Annotated in this window: 15 protein-coding genes; 11 read left to right on the forward strand and 4 right to left on the reverse strand. The window is 67.7% G+C overall.

Features of this window, described 5'->3' with window-relative positions:
• Window positions 1-198: 198 nt before the first annotated feature.
• The 3 genes from dksA to hslU all read left to right on the forward strand — a co-directional run bounded on the left by dksA (window position 199) and on the right by hslU (window position 2,741).
• On the forward strand, window positions 199-615 hold the full coding sequence (gene dksA, locus LGN17_RS21985) for an RNA polymerase-binding protein DksA (RefSeq protein WP_006477498.1): 417 nt from the start codon (window positions 199-201) through the stop codon (window positions 613-615).
• 235 nt (window positions 616-850) lie between these two features.
• A complete protein-coding gene (hslV, locus tag LGN17_RS21990) occupies window positions 851-1,387 on the forward strand; it encodes an ATP-dependent protease subunit HslV (protein WP_226198637.1) in 537 nt (178 codons plus the stop codon).
• Window positions 1,388-1,397: 10 nt separating this feature from the next.
• On the forward strand, window positions 1,398-2,741 hold the full coding sequence (gene hslU / locus LGN17_RS21995; protein WP_175951254.1) for an ATP-dependent protease ATPase subunit HslU: 1,344 nt from the start codon (window positions 1,398-1,400) through the stop codon (window positions 2,739-2,741).
• Between the two features lie 162 nt (window positions 2,742-2,903).
• On the opposite strand, the gene LGN17_RS22000 is transcribed toward hslU, so the two are convergent.
• The 3 genes from LGN17_RS22000 to LGN17_RS22010 all read right to left on the reverse strand — a co-directional run bounded on the left by LGN17_RS22000 (window position 2,904) and on the right by LGN17_RS22010 (window position 5,195).
• Window positions 2,904-3,446 (reverse strand): response regulator transcription factor, encoded by a 543-nt coding sequence (locus tag LGN17_RS22000; protein WP_011353543.1) that lies wholly within the window; start codon window positions 3,444-3,446, stop codon window positions 2,904-2,906.
• A gap of 13 nt (window positions 3,447-3,459) precedes the next feature.
• Window positions 3,460-4,878: an ATP-binding protein gene (locus LGN17_RS22005; RefSeq protein WP_226198638.1), complete on the reverse strand. Its 1,419-nt coding sequence runs from the start codon at window positions 4,876-4,878 to the stop codon at window positions 3,460-3,462.
• Between the two features lie 92 nt (window positions 4,879-4,970).
• Window positions 4,971-5,195 carry a cysteine-rich CWC family protein gene (locus tag LGN17_RS22010; RefSeq protein WP_226198639.1) on the reverse strand — a complete coding sequence of 75 codons (225 nt, stop codon included), beginning with the start codon at window positions 5,193-5,195 and terminating at the stop codon, window positions 4,971-4,973.
• 318 nt (window positions 5,196-5,513) lie between these two features.
• Between LGN17_RS22010 and argB the strand changes: the two genes are divergently transcribed.
• The 7 genes from argB to LGN17_RS22045 all read left to right on the forward strand — a co-directional run bounded on the left by argB (window position 5,514) and on the right by LGN17_RS22045 (window position 12,450).
• A complete protein-coding gene (argB, locus tag LGN17_RS22015) occupies window positions 5,514-6,413 on the forward strand; it encodes an acetylglutamate kinase (protein ID WP_069257839.1) in 900 nt (299 codons plus the stop codon).
• The gene (locus LGN17_RS22020; RefSeq protein WP_069257840.1) at window positions 6,410-7,201 is read left to right on the forward strand and encodes a pyrimidine 5'-nucleotidase; all 792 of its coding nucleotides are present in this window, start codon (window positions 6,410-6,412) and stop codon (window positions 7,199-7,201) included. Before argB ends, LGN17_RS22020 begins: the two co-directional genes overlap by 4 nt.
• Window positions 7,168-7,833 carry a nucleoid occlusion factor SlmA gene (slmA, locus tag LGN17_RS22025; RefSeq protein WP_174921879.1) on the forward strand — a complete coding sequence of 222 codons (666 nt, stop codon included), beginning with the start codon at window positions 7,168-7,170 and terminating at the stop codon, window positions 7,831-7,833. The genes LGN17_RS22020 and slmA overlap by 34 nt, the downstream gene beginning before the upstream one ends.
• Window positions 7,834-8,104: 271 nt before the next feature.
• Window positions 8,105-9,250 (forward strand): homoserine O-succinyltransferase MetX, encoded by a 1,146-nt coding sequence (gene metX / locus LGN17_RS22030; RefSeq protein WP_175951244.1) that lies wholly within the window; start codon window positions 8,105-8,107, stop codon window positions 9,248-9,250.
• On the forward strand, window positions 9,247-9,855 hold the full coding sequence (gene metW, locus LGN17_RS22035) for a methionine biosynthesis protein MetW (protein ID WP_006755281.1): 609 nt from the start codon (window positions 9,247-9,249) through the stop codon (window positions 9,853-9,855). Before metX ends, metW begins: the two co-directional genes overlap by 4 nt.
• A 119-nt stretch (window positions 9,856-9,974) precedes the next feature.
• Window positions 9,975-11,396, forward strand: coding sequence for an AmpG family muropeptide MFS transporter (locus LGN17_RS22040; RefSeq protein WP_226198640.1), 1,422 nt, complete (start codon window positions 9,975-9,977; stop codon window positions 11,394-11,396).
• Window positions 11,386-12,450, forward strand: a complete 1,065-nt coding sequence (locus LGN17_RS22045) for a M48 family metallopeptidase (protein WP_226198641.1) — start codon at window positions 11,386-11,388, stop codon at window positions 12,448-12,450. Before LGN17_RS22040 ends, LGN17_RS22045 begins: the two co-directional genes overlap by 11 nt.
• Before the next feature lie 30 nt (window positions 12,451-12,480).
• On the opposite strand, the gene LGN17_RS22050 is transcribed toward LGN17_RS22045, so the two are convergent.
• Window positions 12,481-13,425 (reverse strand): AraC family transcriptional regulator, encoded by a 945-nt coding sequence (locus LGN17_RS22050; protein ID WP_226198642.1) that lies wholly within the window; start codon window positions 13,423-13,425, stop codon window positions 12,481-12,483.
• Between the two features lie 227 nt (window positions 13,426-13,652).
• Here LGN17_RS22050 and LGN17_RS22055 point away from each other — a divergent pair, with 227 nt between their 5' ends.
• A complete protein-coding gene (locus tag LGN17_RS22055) occupies window positions 13,653-14,705 on the forward strand; it encodes an NAD(P)-dependent alcohol dehydrogenase (RefSeq protein ID WP_226198643.1) in 1,053 nt (350 codons plus the stop codon).
• Window positions 14,706-14,711: the final 6 nt, after the last annotated feature.

The following is a 14,711-nucleotide window of genomic DNA, read 5'->3' on the forward strand; positions in this document are numbered from 1 at the left end:
GATGCGATGTGCCGCGCAGCACACCGGTTCGCAGCGCGCACAACTCCGCGCCAGGCCTATCCTGGTATTTGAGAACCGGTTTTCCAGAGGCTTTCGGCCCCGCGGCGGCAAATCGCAAATGAATGCAAACGCGGTTGCGGGTAATCCCAAAGTGCAGGCAATATCTCTTGATTTGCCGCACATTGAAGAAGCAAGCAGATGACGAAGAAACTCTTGACCGAAGCCGAAATCCTGAAGATGAGCGACAAGGATTACATGAATGAGGATCAGCTCGCCTTCTTCAAAAATCGGCTCGAACAGTTGCAGGCGGACATCCTCAAGAATGCAGGCCAGACGACCGAGAACCTGCGCGAGACGGTGATCGTGCCCGACCCCGCCGATCGCGCGACGATCGAGGAAGAGCACGCGCTCGAGCTGCGCACGCGCGATCGCGAACGCAAGCTCCTCAAGAAGGTTCAACAGTCGCTCGCCCGCATCGATTCCGGCGATTACGGCTGGTGCGAGGAAACCGGCGAGCCGATCGGCATTCCGCGCTTGCTCGCGCGTCCGACCGCCACGCTGTCGCTCGAGGCGCAAGAGCGCCGCGAGCTGCGCCAGAAGCTGTTCGGCGACTGATCGAGCGGGCGTTCCGCTCAGACACGCTGCTTCCCGAAAGCGCGCGGCCTGCCGCGCGCTTTTTGTTTTTCCGGCACCGGTTCCCGGCCCGCCGATTTGCCTCCCGCCTCTTGATATACCGGCGCCCGCCCTAAAATGAACCGGACGCGCGCCGGGCCGCTTCCCGGCGCACTGCGAGTTACGCAGCGGCGCCTCGCGCCGCCTGACTCTTCCCCGTTTTTCTCAAGGAACGCAGATGGAGCAATTTCACGGCACGACCATCGTTTCGGTCCGGCGCGGCGACAAGGTCGCGCTCGGCGGCGACGGCCAGGTAACCCTCGGCAACATCGTCATGAAGGGTGGCGCGCGGAAAGTGCGGCGGATCTACAACAACCAGGTGCTGGTCGGATTCGCGGGCGGCACCGCCGATGCGTTCTCGCTGCTCGACCGCTTCGAGGCGAAGCTCGAGAAGCACCAGGGCAACCTGACCCGCGCGGCCGTCGAGCTCGCGAAGGACTGGCGCACCGACCGGATGCTGCGCCGCCTCGAGGCGATGCTGATTACGGCCGATGCCGCCACCACGCTCGTGATCACCGGCAACGGCGACGTGCTCGACCCCGAGGGCGGCATCTGCGCGATCGGCTCGGGCGGCGCCTATGCGCAGGCCGCGGCCCGCGCACTCGCGGAGAACACCGAGCTGTCGCCGCGCGAGATCGTCGAGAAGTCGCTCGAGATTGCCGGCGACATGTGCATCTATACGAACCACAACCGCATCATCGAAACGATCGAGTAAGGACCGCACCATGAGCACCATGACCCCTGCCGAGATCGTCTCGGAACTCGACAAGCACATCATCGGCCAGGCGAAGGCGAAGAAAGCCGTCGCGGTCGCGCTGCGCAACCGCTGGCGCCGCCAGCAGGTCGCCGACCCGCTGCGCCAGGAAATCACGCCGAAGAACATCCTGATGATCGGGCCGACGGGTGTCGGCAAGACCGAAATCGCGCGCCGCCTCGCGAAGCTCGCGGACGCGCCGTTCATCAAGATCGAAGCGACCAAGTTCACCGAAGTCGGCTACGTCGGCCGCGACGTCGACAGCATCGTGCGCGACCTGATCGAGATCTCGGTCAAGCAGACGCGCGAATCCGAGATGCGCAAGGTGCGCAGCAAGGCGACCGACCAGGCGGAAGACCGCATCCTCGACATCCTGCTGCCGCAGCCGCGCGCGGTGGGCTTCGGCGGCAACGCCGAACACGCGAACGACGACAACAACGCGACGCGCCAGACGTTCCGCAAGCGCCTGCGCGAAGGCCAGCTCGACGACAAGGAAGTCGAGCTCGACCTCGAGCAGCCGTCGGCCGGCATGGACATCATGGCGCCGCCGGGCATGGAAGAGATGACCGAGCAGATCCGCTCGATGTTCTCGAACCTCGGCAGCGGCAAGAAGCAGCGCCGCAAGGTGAAGATCAAGGAAGCGCTGAAGCTGCTGACCGACGAGGAAGCGGCGAAGATGCTCAACGACGAGGAAGTGAAGACGAAGGCCGTGCAGAACGTCGAGCAGAACGGCATCGTGTTCCTCGACGAGATCGACAAGATCACGTCGCGCAACAACGAAGGCAGCGGCGGCGAAGTGTCGCGCCAGGGCGTGCAGCGCGACCTGCTGCCGCTCGTCGAAGGCACGACGGTCAACACGAAGTACGGGATGGTGAAGACCGATCACATCCTGTTCATCGCAAGCGGCGCGTTCCACCTCGCGAAGCCGAGCGACCTGATTCCCGAACTGCAGGGGCGCTTTCCGATCCGCGTCGAGCTCGACTCGCTGTCGGTGGAAGACTTCGAGGCGATCCTCGACGCGACCGACGCAAGCCTCGTCAAGCAGTACCAGGCGCTGCTCGCGACCGAGGACGTGCAGCTCGAATTCGCCCAGGACGGCATCCGCCGTCTCGCGGAGATCGCGTATGCGGTCAACGAGAAGACCGAGAACATCGGTGCACGCCGGTTGTACACGGTGATCGAGAAACTGCTCGAGGAAGTGTCGTTCTCGGCCGGCAATCACGCCGGCGAGCGCGTGACGATCGACGCGAAGTATGTCGACCGGGCGCTCGGCGAAGTGTCGCAGGACGAAGACCTGTCGCGCTACGTGCTGTAACGCGCGCGGCGGCGAATGCGAAACGGGCGGCCCGGCGGGTCTTTTCGTGGGTGCGGCCGGCGGACAGCCGGGCACGGCCTGTCCGCATACCGATCACTCCTCGCCACCCGCAACGCCCGTCGTGCGGCGTCGACACCCGCCGCGACGACCGCGCCGCGCCGCTTACTGACGCACCGGCTTCTTCGCGAGCTTGCGCTGCAGCGTGCGGCGGTGCATGTTCAGCGCGCGCGCCGTCGCCGAAATATTGTTGTTGTTCTCGGCCAGCACGCGCTGGATGTGCTCCCATTCGAGCCGGTCGACCGACAGCACGACCGGATTCTCCAGCGCTTCGTCGGCCTGCACTTCGGTCGCGTTGGTCTGGAGCGCGGCCAGGATCGACTCGACGTTCGCGGGCTTCGCGAGATAGTTGTCGGCGCCTTCCTTCACCGCCTGCACAGCCGTCGCGATGCTCGCATAGCCGGTCAGCACCAGGATCCGCGCGTCGGGCTGCAGGTCGCACAGCGGCGCGATCAGGCTCAGGCCCGAGTCCTCGCCGAGATGCAGGTCGACGGTGATGAACTGGAACTTGCCGCCTGCGGCGAGCCGGAGCGCCGACTCCTTGTCGTGCGCCTGCTGGACCGCATAACCGCGGCGCTCGAGGCCGCGCGCGAGCGTGCCCGCGAACACCTCGTTGTCGTCGATCACCAGGAAATTGTTCTCGCTCATGTGGTTTCTCCGTCTACGTGTTGGTTGAGGCGGCCGACGCCGCGACGCGCACGGCCGGCAGCCGCAGCACGGCCCGCGTGCCGCGCGCGACGGTCGTGCCGGCCGGGCGGCTGTCCGGCGCGCCGGTTGTCCGTTCGGCCAGGCGCTGGCCCGTGCGCGGCGCCGATCCTGCCGCGGCGTGACCATTCGCCGCACCGCCGGCCCGTCCGTTGCCGCCCGCCGCGCGCGGCGTAACATCGGACAATTCGATCTCGCCGCCGAGCCGCGCGGCCGCGCTGAACGCGAGATACAGGCCGACCCCGTGCCCGCCCTGCGTGCTGTCGACCGGCATCGCGCCGAGCGATTCACGTAACGAGGCCGGAATACCGGGCCCGTCGTCGCATACCTCGAATTCGATCTCGTCGGCCGCGCCGGCGTGCGCGACCTTCGCGGCCAGCGTCACGCGCTGCGGGCTCGCGCGCGCGGCGTTGTCGAGCAGGATCGTCAGGATCTGGCCGGCCGCGACCGTGTCGTCGAGCGCGACGCCGGCCGGGCGCGCGCCGAGCAGCTCGAACTGCACGTGCGGATGCCGCAGGCGCCAGTGCTCGACGAACGTATCGAGCCAGTCGTCCACCGGCTGGCGGCTCGCGGGCGCGCTCGCACGGCTGCGCAGGCGCGCGAGCGCCGACGTGCAGAGCGTCATCTGTTCCTCGAGCACCTTCAGGTCGGCTTCATAGCGGGCCAGCCCGGGATCGGCGCGCGCCGCGTCGCGCAGCTCCTCGGCGAGCATCGCGATCGTCGACAGCGGCGTGCCCATCTCGTGCGCGACGGTGGCGGCCTGCACGCCGAGCGCGACCGCCCGCTCGTCGCGCAACAGGTGCTGCTGCGCTTCGCCGAGCGCCGCATCGCGCTGGCGCAGCGCATTCGACATGCGCGCGACGAACCACGCGATCAGCCCGACGCTGACCATGAAGTTCGCCCACATCCCGGTACGGTAGTAGTCGAACAGGTTCGCGGGATTGTCCATGTTGAGCGGCACCGAGTCGAAACCGAGCGCCGCGTAGCACGCGACCGCGAACGCCGCGAGCCAGACCATCAGGTGCCACGGCAACACGGCCGCCGCGATCGCGAGCGAAGGCAGGTACAGCGACACGAACGGATTGGTCGTGCCGCCCGACAGGAACAGCAGCGCGGACAGCGCACCGAGGTCGACCCACAGCTGGCCGAGCAGCTCGAAATTGGTCTCGGGCCGCGCACGCAGCACGCGCACCCAGGTCAACGCGTTGAAAACGATTTCGAGCGCGATGACCATCAGCATCGCCGGCAACGGCAGATGCACGCCGAAATAAGTCTGCACGACGCCGATCGTCACCAGCTGGCCGATGATCGCGAGATTGCGGAGCCAGAACAGGTGACTGAGGTTGACGCGCCCGGTGGTGGTGATTCGTTGCATCCAAGCAGTTTACCCGTTTAGCGGGCGGCGCCTCTAGCGGGGCCGGATCGGCGGGCGGCGAACGGGACGCCCCGCGTGTACGGCCGATGCCGTCAGCCGGCCGCGCCGGCCATCCGCTGCGCGATTTCGTCGGCCAGGCACTCGGGGCACCGGCAACGCGCGCCGACGGCGGGCGGTGTGCCGCCGGGCAAGACCGGCATCGACGCGCACCAGCATTCGAACGGCTGCGTACGGGCGCCGCAGTCGAAGCTGCGCCCGCAGTGCGGGCACCGCGCACGGTGCGGGGCGGAACAGGCGTCGGCGGCAGAATCGGTCATGGCGAAAGCGCTCGAGCGGGCGGGAAGCCGCCCTACGCGACAAGCATAGCGCGGCGAACGGATTTTGCACGCCGGCCGTTCGGCCGATGGCCATCGCGAATGTTCGCGAACCACCCCGCCGCCACTGCCGTCGCACCGCTGCCAGCACCGCTGCCCGTACCGCGGCGCACATCGCGCCGCGCCATAGCCGGCGGGCCGCCGCGTGCGGCGCCCGGGCCGCGCCGCCAGTGTTCCGGCCCGCCCAAAAACCCGATGCTGCGCTGCGCCACTCCTGTACAATTCGCCGTGTTTCAACCGTTCCCAGCCTGAGCCGCCGCCATGTCCGAGCCCATCGACCTCTCGCAGATCGCCCCCACGCTGAAAGCAGAAATCCTCGCCGAGGCGCTGCCGTACATCCGCCGTTACCACGGCAAGACCGTGGTCATCAAATACGGCGGCAACGCGATGACGGAAGAGCGGCTCAAGCAAGGCTTCGCGCGCGACGTGATCCTGCTGAAACTGGTCGGCATCAACCCGGTGATCGTCCACGGCGGCGGTCCGCAGATCGATCAGGCGCTGAAGAAGATCGGCAAGGCCGGCACCTTCATCCAGGGCATGCGCGTCACCGACGAAGAGACGATGGAAGTCGTCGAATGGGTGCTGGGCGGGGAAGTGCAGCAGGACATCGTGACGCTGATCAACCACTTCGGCGGCCACGCGGTGGGCCTGACGGGCAAGGACGGCGGCCTGATCCACGCACGCAAGCTGCTGATGCCGGACCGCGACAACCCGGGCCAGACCATCGACATCGGCCAGGTCGGCGAAGTCGAGGCGATCAACCCGGCGGTCGTGAAGGCGCTGCAGGACGATGCGTTCATCCCGGTGATCTCGCCGATCGGCTTCGGCGAAGACGGCCTGTCGTACAACATCAACGCCGACCTCGTCGCGGGCAAGCTCGCCACCGTGCTGAACGCCGAGAAGCTGCTGATGATGACCAACATCCCGGGCGTGATGGACAAGGACGGCAACCTGCTGACCGATTTGTCCGCGCGCGAGATCGACGCGCTGTTCGAGGACGGCACGATCTCCGGCGGCATGCTGCCGAAGATCTCGTCGGCGCTCGACGCGGCGAAGAGCGGCGTGAAGTCGGTGCACATCGTCGACGGCCGGATCGAGCACTCGGTGCTGCTGGAAATCCTGACCGAGCAGCCGTTCGGCACGATGATCCGCTCGCATTGAGCGCGCGCCGCAAGACCGCCAGCCCCGACCTGCCGGCCCCGCTGCGGCGCCGGCGCATCTCGCGCAGCCGGCCGCGTGCCGGCGCGCCCGTCTGGCTGTTCGATCTCGACAACACGCTCCACCACGCGTCGCACGCGATCTTTCCCGAGATCAACCGTGCGATGACGCAATACATCATCGATGCGCTCAAGGTCGAGCGCGCCGAAGCCGACCGCCTGCGCAACGGCTATACCGAGCGCTACGGCGCCGCGCTCCTCGGCCTCACGCGCCATCATCCGATCGATCCGCACGACTTCCTGCGCGCGGTCCATACGTTCGCCGATCTCCCCGCGATGGTACGCGCCGAGCGCGGCCTCGCGCACATCATCGCCGCGCTGCCGGGCCGCAAGTTCGTGCTGACCAACGCGCCGGAGAACTATGCGCGCGCGGTGCTGCGCGAGTTGCGCATCGAGCGGCTGTTCGAGCGCGTGATCGCGATCGAGCACATGCGCGACCGCCGCACGTGGCGCGCGAAACCTGACCACATGATGCTGCGCCGAACGCTGCGCGCCGTGCATGCGCGGATGACCGACGCGATCCTCGTCGAGGACACGCGCGGCCACCTGAAGCGCTACAAGCGCCTCGGCATCGGCACGGTCTGGATTACCGGCCATCTTCCCGGCCACCTGCCGGGTACCGGCCGCCCGCATTATGTCGACCAGCGGATTCGTTCGTTAAAATCGCTTCGACTGGGCACTCGATCGGGGCGACAGAAATGCAGCCGACTCACCCGCAGGACCACGCCGTAACGGAAGACCAGGCCACGCCGTCCCGCCCGCGCCCGAAGCCGGGCGAGCGCCGCGTGATGATCCTGCAGACGCTCGCGACGATGCTCGAGGCGCCGAAACGCGAGAAGATCACGACGGCCGCGCTCGCGGCCCGGCTCGACGTGTCGGAAGCGGCGCTGTACCGCCATTTCCCGAGCAAGGCGAAGATGTACGAAGGGCTGATCGAGTTCATCGAGCAGTCGCTGTTCGGGCTCGTCAACCAGATCGTCGAGAAGGAGCCGAACGGCGTGCTGCAGGCCCGCACGATCGCGCTCACGATGCTCAATTTCGCCGCGAAGAACCCGGGAATGACGCGCGTGCTGACCGGCGAAGCGCTGGTCGGCGAGGACGAACGGCTCACCGAGCGCGTGAACCAGTTGCTCGATCGCATCGAGGCAACGGTCAAGCAATGCCTGCGGGTCGCGCGCACGGAGGCGAACGCGCCGCGGGACGGCGCGACACCGCTCGTGCTGCCTGCCGACTACGATCCGGCCGCCCGCGCGAGCCTGCTCGTCAGCTACGTGATCGGCCGGTGGCACCGCTTCGCAAAGGGCGGGTTCCAGAAATCGCCCGGCGAGCAGGCCGACGCGCATTTGCGGCTGATCCTGCAGTGAGATGGCGCCGGCGCGGCGCCCTGCCCGCGCGCCCGAATCCGCACTCCGCGATTTCCGCTATACTTTGCCGACTTGCCGCCTCGTTGGCGGCAGGTCGGAAGCGCGCCGATTTGCTGACTCGATTGCGGGCGCGCGAACCGGCCGGGGTGTGGAGGTTGTGTCCTTGTCCCGGCGGTTCACTACAAATGCGGCTAAAGAGGTCGTCAGCCGCGCATCTCCGACTCCGCGCCTCGCCGACACCATTTAGCTGCCCAGTCATAAGGCGGAACGAATGGAATCGATCGGCATCGTCGCTCCACAGACCATGCACTTCGCCGAACCGCTGCGCTTGCAAAGCGGCAGCGCGCTCGGCAACTATCAGCTCGTCGTCGAGACGTACGGCGAACTCAACGCCGCGCGCTCGAACGCGGTGCTCGTCTGCCACGCGCTCAACGCGTCGCACCACGTCGCCGGCGTCTACGCGGACGATCCGCGCAGCACCGGCTGGTGGGACAACATGGTCGGCCCCGGCAAGCCGCTCGACACCAACCGCTTCTTCGTGATCGGCGTGAACAACCTCGGCTCATGCTTCGGCTCGACCGGCCCGATGAGCATCGACCCGTCGACCGGCAAGCCGTACGGCGCGAGCTTCCCGGTCGTCACCGTCGAGGACTGGGTGCACGCGCAGGCGCGCGTCGCCGACGCATTCGGCATCGAGCGCTTCGCCGCGGTGATGGGCGGCAGCCTCGGCGGGATGCAGGCGCTCGCGTGGAGCCTGATGTATCCGGAGCGCGTCGCACACTGCATCGACATCGCGTCGACCCCGAAGCTGTCCGCGCAGAACATCGCGTTCAACGAAGTCGCGCGCTCGGCGATCCTGTCCGATCCCGATTTCCACGGCGGCGACTACTACGCGCACGGCGTGAAGCCGAAGCGCGGCTTGCGCGTCGCGCGGATGATCGGCCACATCACGTACCTGTCCGACGACGACATGGCCGAGAAATTCGGCCGTGCGCTGCGCCGCGCCGACGGCGCGCTCGACGCGTACAACTTCAGCTTCGACGTCGAATTCGAGGTCGAGTCGTACCTGCGCTACCAGGGCGACAAGTTCGCCGACTACTTCGACGCGAACACCTATCTGCTGATCACGCGCGCGCTCGACTATTTCGACCCGGCCAAGGCGTTCGACGGCAACCTGACGGCCGCGCTCGCGCACACGCAGGCGAAATACCTGATCGCGAGCTTCTCGACCGACTGGCGCTTCGCGCCGGCCCGCTCGCGCGAGATCGTGAAGGCGCTGCTCGACAACAAGCGCACGGTCAGCTACGCGGAAATCGATGCGCCGCACGGTCACGACGCGTTCCTGCTCGACGACGCGCGCTATCACAACCTGATCCGTGCGTATTACGAACGAATCGCCAACGAGGTGGGTGCATGAACCAGCAAGCGCTGAATTCCCTGTCCGCACGCGCGGACTTCCGCACGATCGCGCGCTGGGTCGAGCCGCGCTCGACGGTGCTCGACCTCGGCTGCGGCGACGGCTCGCTGCTCGCGCTGCTGATGGAAGAACTGGACGTCACCGGCTACGGGATCGAGCTGAACGACGCGGGCGTGCTCGCGAGCGCGAAGAACGGCATCAACGTGATCCAGCAGAACCTGGAGGACGGCCTGCGCCTGTTCGAGGACCACAGCTTCGACATCGCGATCCTGTCGCAAACGCTTCAGACGATTCACCAGACGGCCGCGATCCTGCGCGAAACCGCGCGGGTCGGGCGCGAATGCATCGTGTCGTTCCCGAATTTCGGCTACTGGCCGCACCGGCTGTCGGTGCTGAACGGCCGGATGCCGGTGTCGAAGTCGCTGCCTTATCAGTGGCACAACACGCCGAACGTCCGGGTGCTGACGATCGAGGATTTCGAGGCGCTCGCGCCCGAAGTCGGCGTGACGATCCTCGACCGCGTGGTGCTGCACGAAGGCCAGCCGATTCGATGGGGTGCGAACTGGCGTGGTAGTCTTGCTGTCTACCGCGTCAAGCGCAGCTGAGCCGGGAAGCCGTTGACGAACGCCGACGGCCCGCACGCATGTGCGGCCGCGCCGCTGCACTACCCGCGCCGCCGCCTGCGCTGTCGCCGCAATCAGTCAACGCTATCCAGTTCCAGTCCATGTCGAAAACGCCACACGAGGCGCCCGCACTCACCGCTCACGAGGATCACCCCGGCTGGCGAGCCTACCTGAACACGCACATGCTGATCTGCGTGTTCCTGGGTTTCACGTCGGGTCTGCCCCTCTTCACGCTCGTCTACCTCGTGCAGGCATGGCTGCGCTCCGAAGGCGTGAACCTGAAGGAAATCGGCCTGTTTGCGCTGATCCAGTTCCCGTACACGTGGAAGTTCCTGTGGGCGCCGCTGATGGACCGCTACATCCCGCGCCTGCCCGGCTGGCGGCCGGGGCGCCGACGCGGCTGGCTGCTGCTCACGCAGGTGCTGGTCGCGGGCGCGATCGCCGCGCTCGGCTTCGTGTCGCCGCGCGATTCGATCTGGACGGTCGCCGCGCTCACCACGCTCGTCGCGTTCTTCGGCGCGAGCGCCGACATCGTGATCGACGCCTACCGGCGCGAGCTGCTGCGCGATACCGAACAGGGGCTCGGCAACGCCATCCACGTGAACGCGTACAAGCTCGCCGCGCTGATCCCCGGCTCGCTGGCACTGATCCTGTCCGACCACCTGCCGTGGGACGTCGTGTTCGCGATCACCGGAGCGTTCATGCTGCCGGGCATCCTGATGACGCTCGTGGTACGCGAGCCCGAAGTGGTCGGCGCGCCGCCGCGCAACCTGCGCGACGCGATCGTGCTGCCGTTCCGCGAATTCATCCAGCGCGACGGCTGGGCCGGCGCGCTGCTCGTCATCGCGTTCATCTTCCTGTTCAAGATCGGCGACACGATGGCCACCACGCTGTCGACGTCGTTCTTCCTCGACATCGGCTTCTCGCGCACCGAGATCGGCATCGTCGCGAAAACCACCGCGCTCGTCGCGAGCGTCGCCGGCGGCATCATCGGCGGCGTCTGGCTCGTGAAGATCGGCATCGGCCGCGGGCTGTGGATCTTCGGCGCGCTGCAGATGGTGTCGACGCTCGGCTTCGCGTGGCTCGCGCAGCTCGGCCCCGGTTCGCCCGTGCTCGCGATGCTCTACGACTTCACCGTGTCGACGAGCCATGCGATCGCCGCGGCGCTGTCGGTGTTCGGCATTGCGGTCGCACCGCAATTCAGCCCGATGACCGTCGCGCTCGCAATCGTCTATGGCGCCGAAACGTTCACCACCGGCCTGACGATGGCCGCGTTCGTCGCGTATATCGCCAGCACGACCGACCCGCGCTATACGGCTACGCAGTTCGCGCTGTTCACGAGCCTCGCGTCGGTGCCGCGCACGCTCGCGTCGGCCGCGAGCGGTTTCATCGTCGCGAAGATCGGCTGGTTCGACTACTTCATCGTGTGCACCGCGCTCGCGATTCCCGGCATGCTGCTGCTGTTCAAGATCGCGCCGTGGAACGGCACCGCACGCAACGGCGAGGCCAGCCGTGCGCAGTAACGGCCTGCACCGCCTCGCGCGCGTTGCGGCTTCGTTGAGCGTCGGCGCCGCGGCGCTCGCCGCGGGGTTCGCCCATGCGGCCGACGCCGGCGCGCCCGCTGCCACCGCCGCGGGTTCCGCGCCGGCCGCTGCGCCGGCTTCGCCGCCGGCGACTTCGGCTCCCGCCGCCCCCGCCCAGCCGGCAGCCGCCGCCGAACCCGCGCAACCGACCGGCGCCGCCGCGTCGACGAAGGCTTACGCGCAGACGCCGCAGCAGGTCCGTTACGGCGACGCCATTGCCTTCCGCACGCTGATTCCGTCGCCGCTGCTCGAGCAGCTCACCGCGAACGAATACGCGCAGATCGTGCAGGCGGCCGCCGACAGCAACCGCCTGCTGCCGGCGAACCAGCCGCGCGTGAAGCGCCTGCGCGCGATCGTCGCGAAGCTCGCGCCGTATTCGGTGAAATGGAACGACCGCGTGAAGAGTTGGGCGTGGGACGTCAACGCGATCCGCTCGCGCGACATTCGCCTGACCTGCCTGCCGGGCGGCAAGGTGCTCGTGTACGGCGGCCTGCTCGATCGCGTCCGCCTGAACGACGACGAGCTCGGCGTGCTGCTCGCGCACTGCATTGCGCATGCGCTGCGCGAACACGCGCGCAGCAACTTCAGCGCGACCTCGCAGACGTCGCTGCGCGCGGCCGCGCTGCCGCCGCTGTTCGGCGTCGGTGACCCGCTGCCGCAGGCACTGAACCTCGGCGAACGCCTGCAGGCGCTCCACTACAACGCGACCGACGAGACCGAAGCCGACGTGATCGGCGGCGACATCGCCGCACGCGCGGGCTTCGATCCGCGCGCGGCGATCACGCTGTGGGACAAGCTCGCGGTCGCGACACGCGGGAACAAGGCAACCGGCTTCATCTATACGCATCCGTACAGCAACGCCCGCCGCCAGGATCTGCTGAACCGCCTGCCGGATCTCATGCCGCTCTACGCGAAGGCGGTGGGCAAGCGCGTCGACGCGCTGCCCGACTACGCGGGCATCAGCGCGCAGCGTCGCAAGGTCGTGCGGCGCTGAGCCCCACGCACGGCCGATCGCCATGCAGCGCTACGCATCCACGTCCGCCGCGACCGGCCGCGCGCCGCTTTCGCGCATCCAGCGCACCTCGTCACTTGGGCTGCGGCCGAACAGCCGCTTGAACTCGCGGCTGAACTGCGACGCGCTCGCATAGCCGACGCGCGCGGCCGCCGCGCCGGCGCCGACCCCGTCCTGCACCATCATCAGCCGCGCCTGGTGCAGCCGCGCGGCCTTCACGTACTGCATCGGCGACGTCGCCGTCACGTGCTTGAACTGCGCATGGAACACCGCGAGGCTCATCCCGGCCTCGCGCGCGAGCGTCTCGACGTCGAGATCGGCCTTCAGGTCCGCGTGGATGCGCCGCAGCGCCTTCGCGATGCGGCCGAAGTGATGCTGCTGGACGAGCGCCGCGCGGATCGCGTCGCCCCGCTCGCCCGTCAGCACCCGATACGCGATCTCGCGCATGATCGCGGGGCCCAGCACGCGCGTGTCGTGCGGCGACGCGAGCGCTTCGAGCAGCCGCACGACCGCGTCGGCCAGCGGCGCGTCGAGCGGCGTCGAATCCACGCCGACCGGTTCGCCGACGGCCGCGCCGAGCGTCTCGTCGAGCAGGATCGCGAGCTCGGCGATCACCGCGAGATCGACGCGGATCGAGATCGCGAGAAACGGTTCGTCCCGGCTCGCGAAGGTCTCGCATTCGAACGGCAGCGGCACCGACAGCACGAGATACTGCCGCGCGTCGTACACGAACGAGCGCTCGCCGAGATAGCCGAGCTTGCGTCCCTGGCACACGACGACGATGCTCGGTTCGTACAACACGGGCATGCGCGGCCCCGGACGGCTCACGCGGATGAAGCGCACGCCGTCGAGCGCCGCGAACGTTTCGCCCTCGTTCGGCGCGAGGCGCGCATGCAGCTCGACCATGCGGCGCTGCACGCGGTCGCCCGTGTCGGCGAAAAGGGGCTCGAAGCTCATCTGCGTGGTCCTGTCCGGCAAGAGAATCCGGCTCGCAATGTAGCACCTGGCAGCCGTTTTGACGGCTGTTGGCACGCAGTTAGAGAGGAATAGGCAAATCTTCCAGACCTTCGTGTATTTCGCCGCGGCGCCGCGCTCCTTACGATGACGTCCTGCCTCGCCGCATCGCCACATGACGCGGCGGCAGTCTGTTTCGCCGGATGCTTTCCGGACAAGGAGCCCATCGCATGAGCACTACCTATGCCTACGCGGCGACCGATTCGCAGTCGCCGCTCGCCCCGTTCGAATTCCAGCGTCGCGCGCTGCGCGACCTCGACGTCCAGATCGACGTCCTCTACTGCGGCGTCTGCCACTCGGACCTGCACCAGGCCCGCAACGAATGGCGCAACACGATCTATCCGGTCGTGCCGGGCCATGAAATCGTCGGCCGCGTGACCGCGACCGGCCCGCAGGTCTCGCGCTTCAAGGTCGGCGAGCTGGTCGGCGTCGGCTGTCTCGTCGATTCGTGCCGCACCTGCCCGAGCTGCGCCGACGGCCTCGAGCAATATTGCGAGAACGGCTTCGTCGGCACCTACAACGGCCAGGACCGCGTGACGGGCGACATCACGTTCGGCGGCTATTCGACGCAGCTCGTCGTCGACGAGGCGTTCGTGCTGCGCGTGCCCGAGACGCTCGATCCGGCCGGCGCCGCGCCGCTCCTGTGCGCGGGAATCACGACCTACTCGCCGCTGCGGCAGTGGAACGTCGGCCCCGGCAAGAAGGTCGGCATCGTCGGGCTCGGCGGCCTCGGCCACATGGGCGTGAAGCTGGCGCGCGCGATGGGGGCGCACGTCGTGCTGTTCACCTCGTCGCCGTCGAAGATCGAGGACGGCAAGCGTGTCGGTGCGCACGAAGTCGTGATCTCGAAGGACGAAGCGCAGATGAACGCGCACCTGAACAGCTTCGACTTCATCCTGAACACGGTCGCCGCGCAGCACGACCTGAACCCGTTCCTGCACCTGCTGAAGCGCGACGGCACGATGACGCTGGTCGGCGCGCCGGAGCACGATCATCCGTCGCCGCAGGTGTTCAACCTGATCTTCAAGCGCCGCCGTCTCGCGGGATCGCTGATCGGCGGGATCGCGGAAACGCAGGAAATGCTCGACTTCTGCGCGGAGCACGGGATCACGTCGGATATCGAAACGATTCCGATGCAGCAGATCAATGCGGCCTACGAGCGGATGCTGAAGAGCGACGTGAAGTACCGGTTCGTGATCGACATGGCGTCGATCAAGCATTGAGCGCCG

The organism is Burkholderia sp. AU30280, assembly GCF_020420125.1.
GTDB lineage: Bacteria > Pseudomonadota > Gammaproteobacteria > Burkholderiales > Burkholderiaceae > Burkholderia.

Bases quoted from the DNA above. Each gene is read 5' to 3' on its own strand.
- metX (WP_175951244.1), top strand. From the start codon at position 8,105: ATGGAATCGATCGGCATCGTCGCTCCACAGACCATGCACTTCGCCGAA.
- LGN17_RS22050 (WP_226198642.1), bottom strand. From the start codon at position 13,425: ATGAGCTTCGAGCCCCTTTTCGCCGACACGGGCGACCGCGTGCAGCGC.
- dksA (WP_006477498.1), top strand. From the start codon at position 199: ATGACGAAGAAACTCTTGACCGAAGCCGAAATCCTGAAGATGAGCGAC.
- LGN17_RS22055 (WP_226198643.1), top strand. From the start codon at position 13,653: ATGAGCACTACCTATGCCTACGCGGCGACCGATTCGCAGTCGCCGCTC.
- LGN17_RS22040 (WP_226198640.1), top strand. From the start codon at position 9,975: ATGTCGAAAACGCCACACGAGGCGCCCGCACTCACCGCTCACGAGGAT.
- metW (WP_006755281.1), top strand. From the start codon at position 9,247: ATGAACCAGCAAGCGCTGAATTCCCTGTCCGCACGCGCGGACTTCCGC.
- argB (WP_069257839.1), top strand. From the start codon at position 5,514: ATGTCCGAGCCCATCGACCTCTCGCAGATCGCCCCCACGCTGAAAGCA.
- LGN17_RS22005 (WP_226198638.1), bottom strand. From the start codon at position 4,878: ATGCAACGAATCACCACCACCGGGCGCGTCAACCTCAGTCACCTGTTC.
- slmA (WP_174921879.1), top strand. From the start codon at position 7,168: ATGCAGCCGACTCACCCGCAGGACCACGCCGTAACGGAAGACCAGGCC.
- LGN17_RS22000 (WP_011353543.1), bottom strand. From the start codon at position 3,446: ATGAGCGAGAACAATTTCCTGGTGATCGACGACAACGAGGTGTTCGCG.
- hslU (WP_175951254.1), top strand. From the start codon at position 1,398: ATGAGCACCATGACCCCTGCCGAGATCGTCTCGGAACTCGACAAGCAC.
- LGN17_RS22010 (WP_226198639.1), bottom strand. From the start codon at position 5,195: ATGACCGATTCTGCCGCCGACGCCTGTTCCGCCCCGCACCGTGCGCGG.
- hslV (WP_226198637.1), top strand. From the start codon at position 851: ATGGAGCAATTTCACGGCACGACCATCGTTTCGGTCCGGCGCGGCGAC.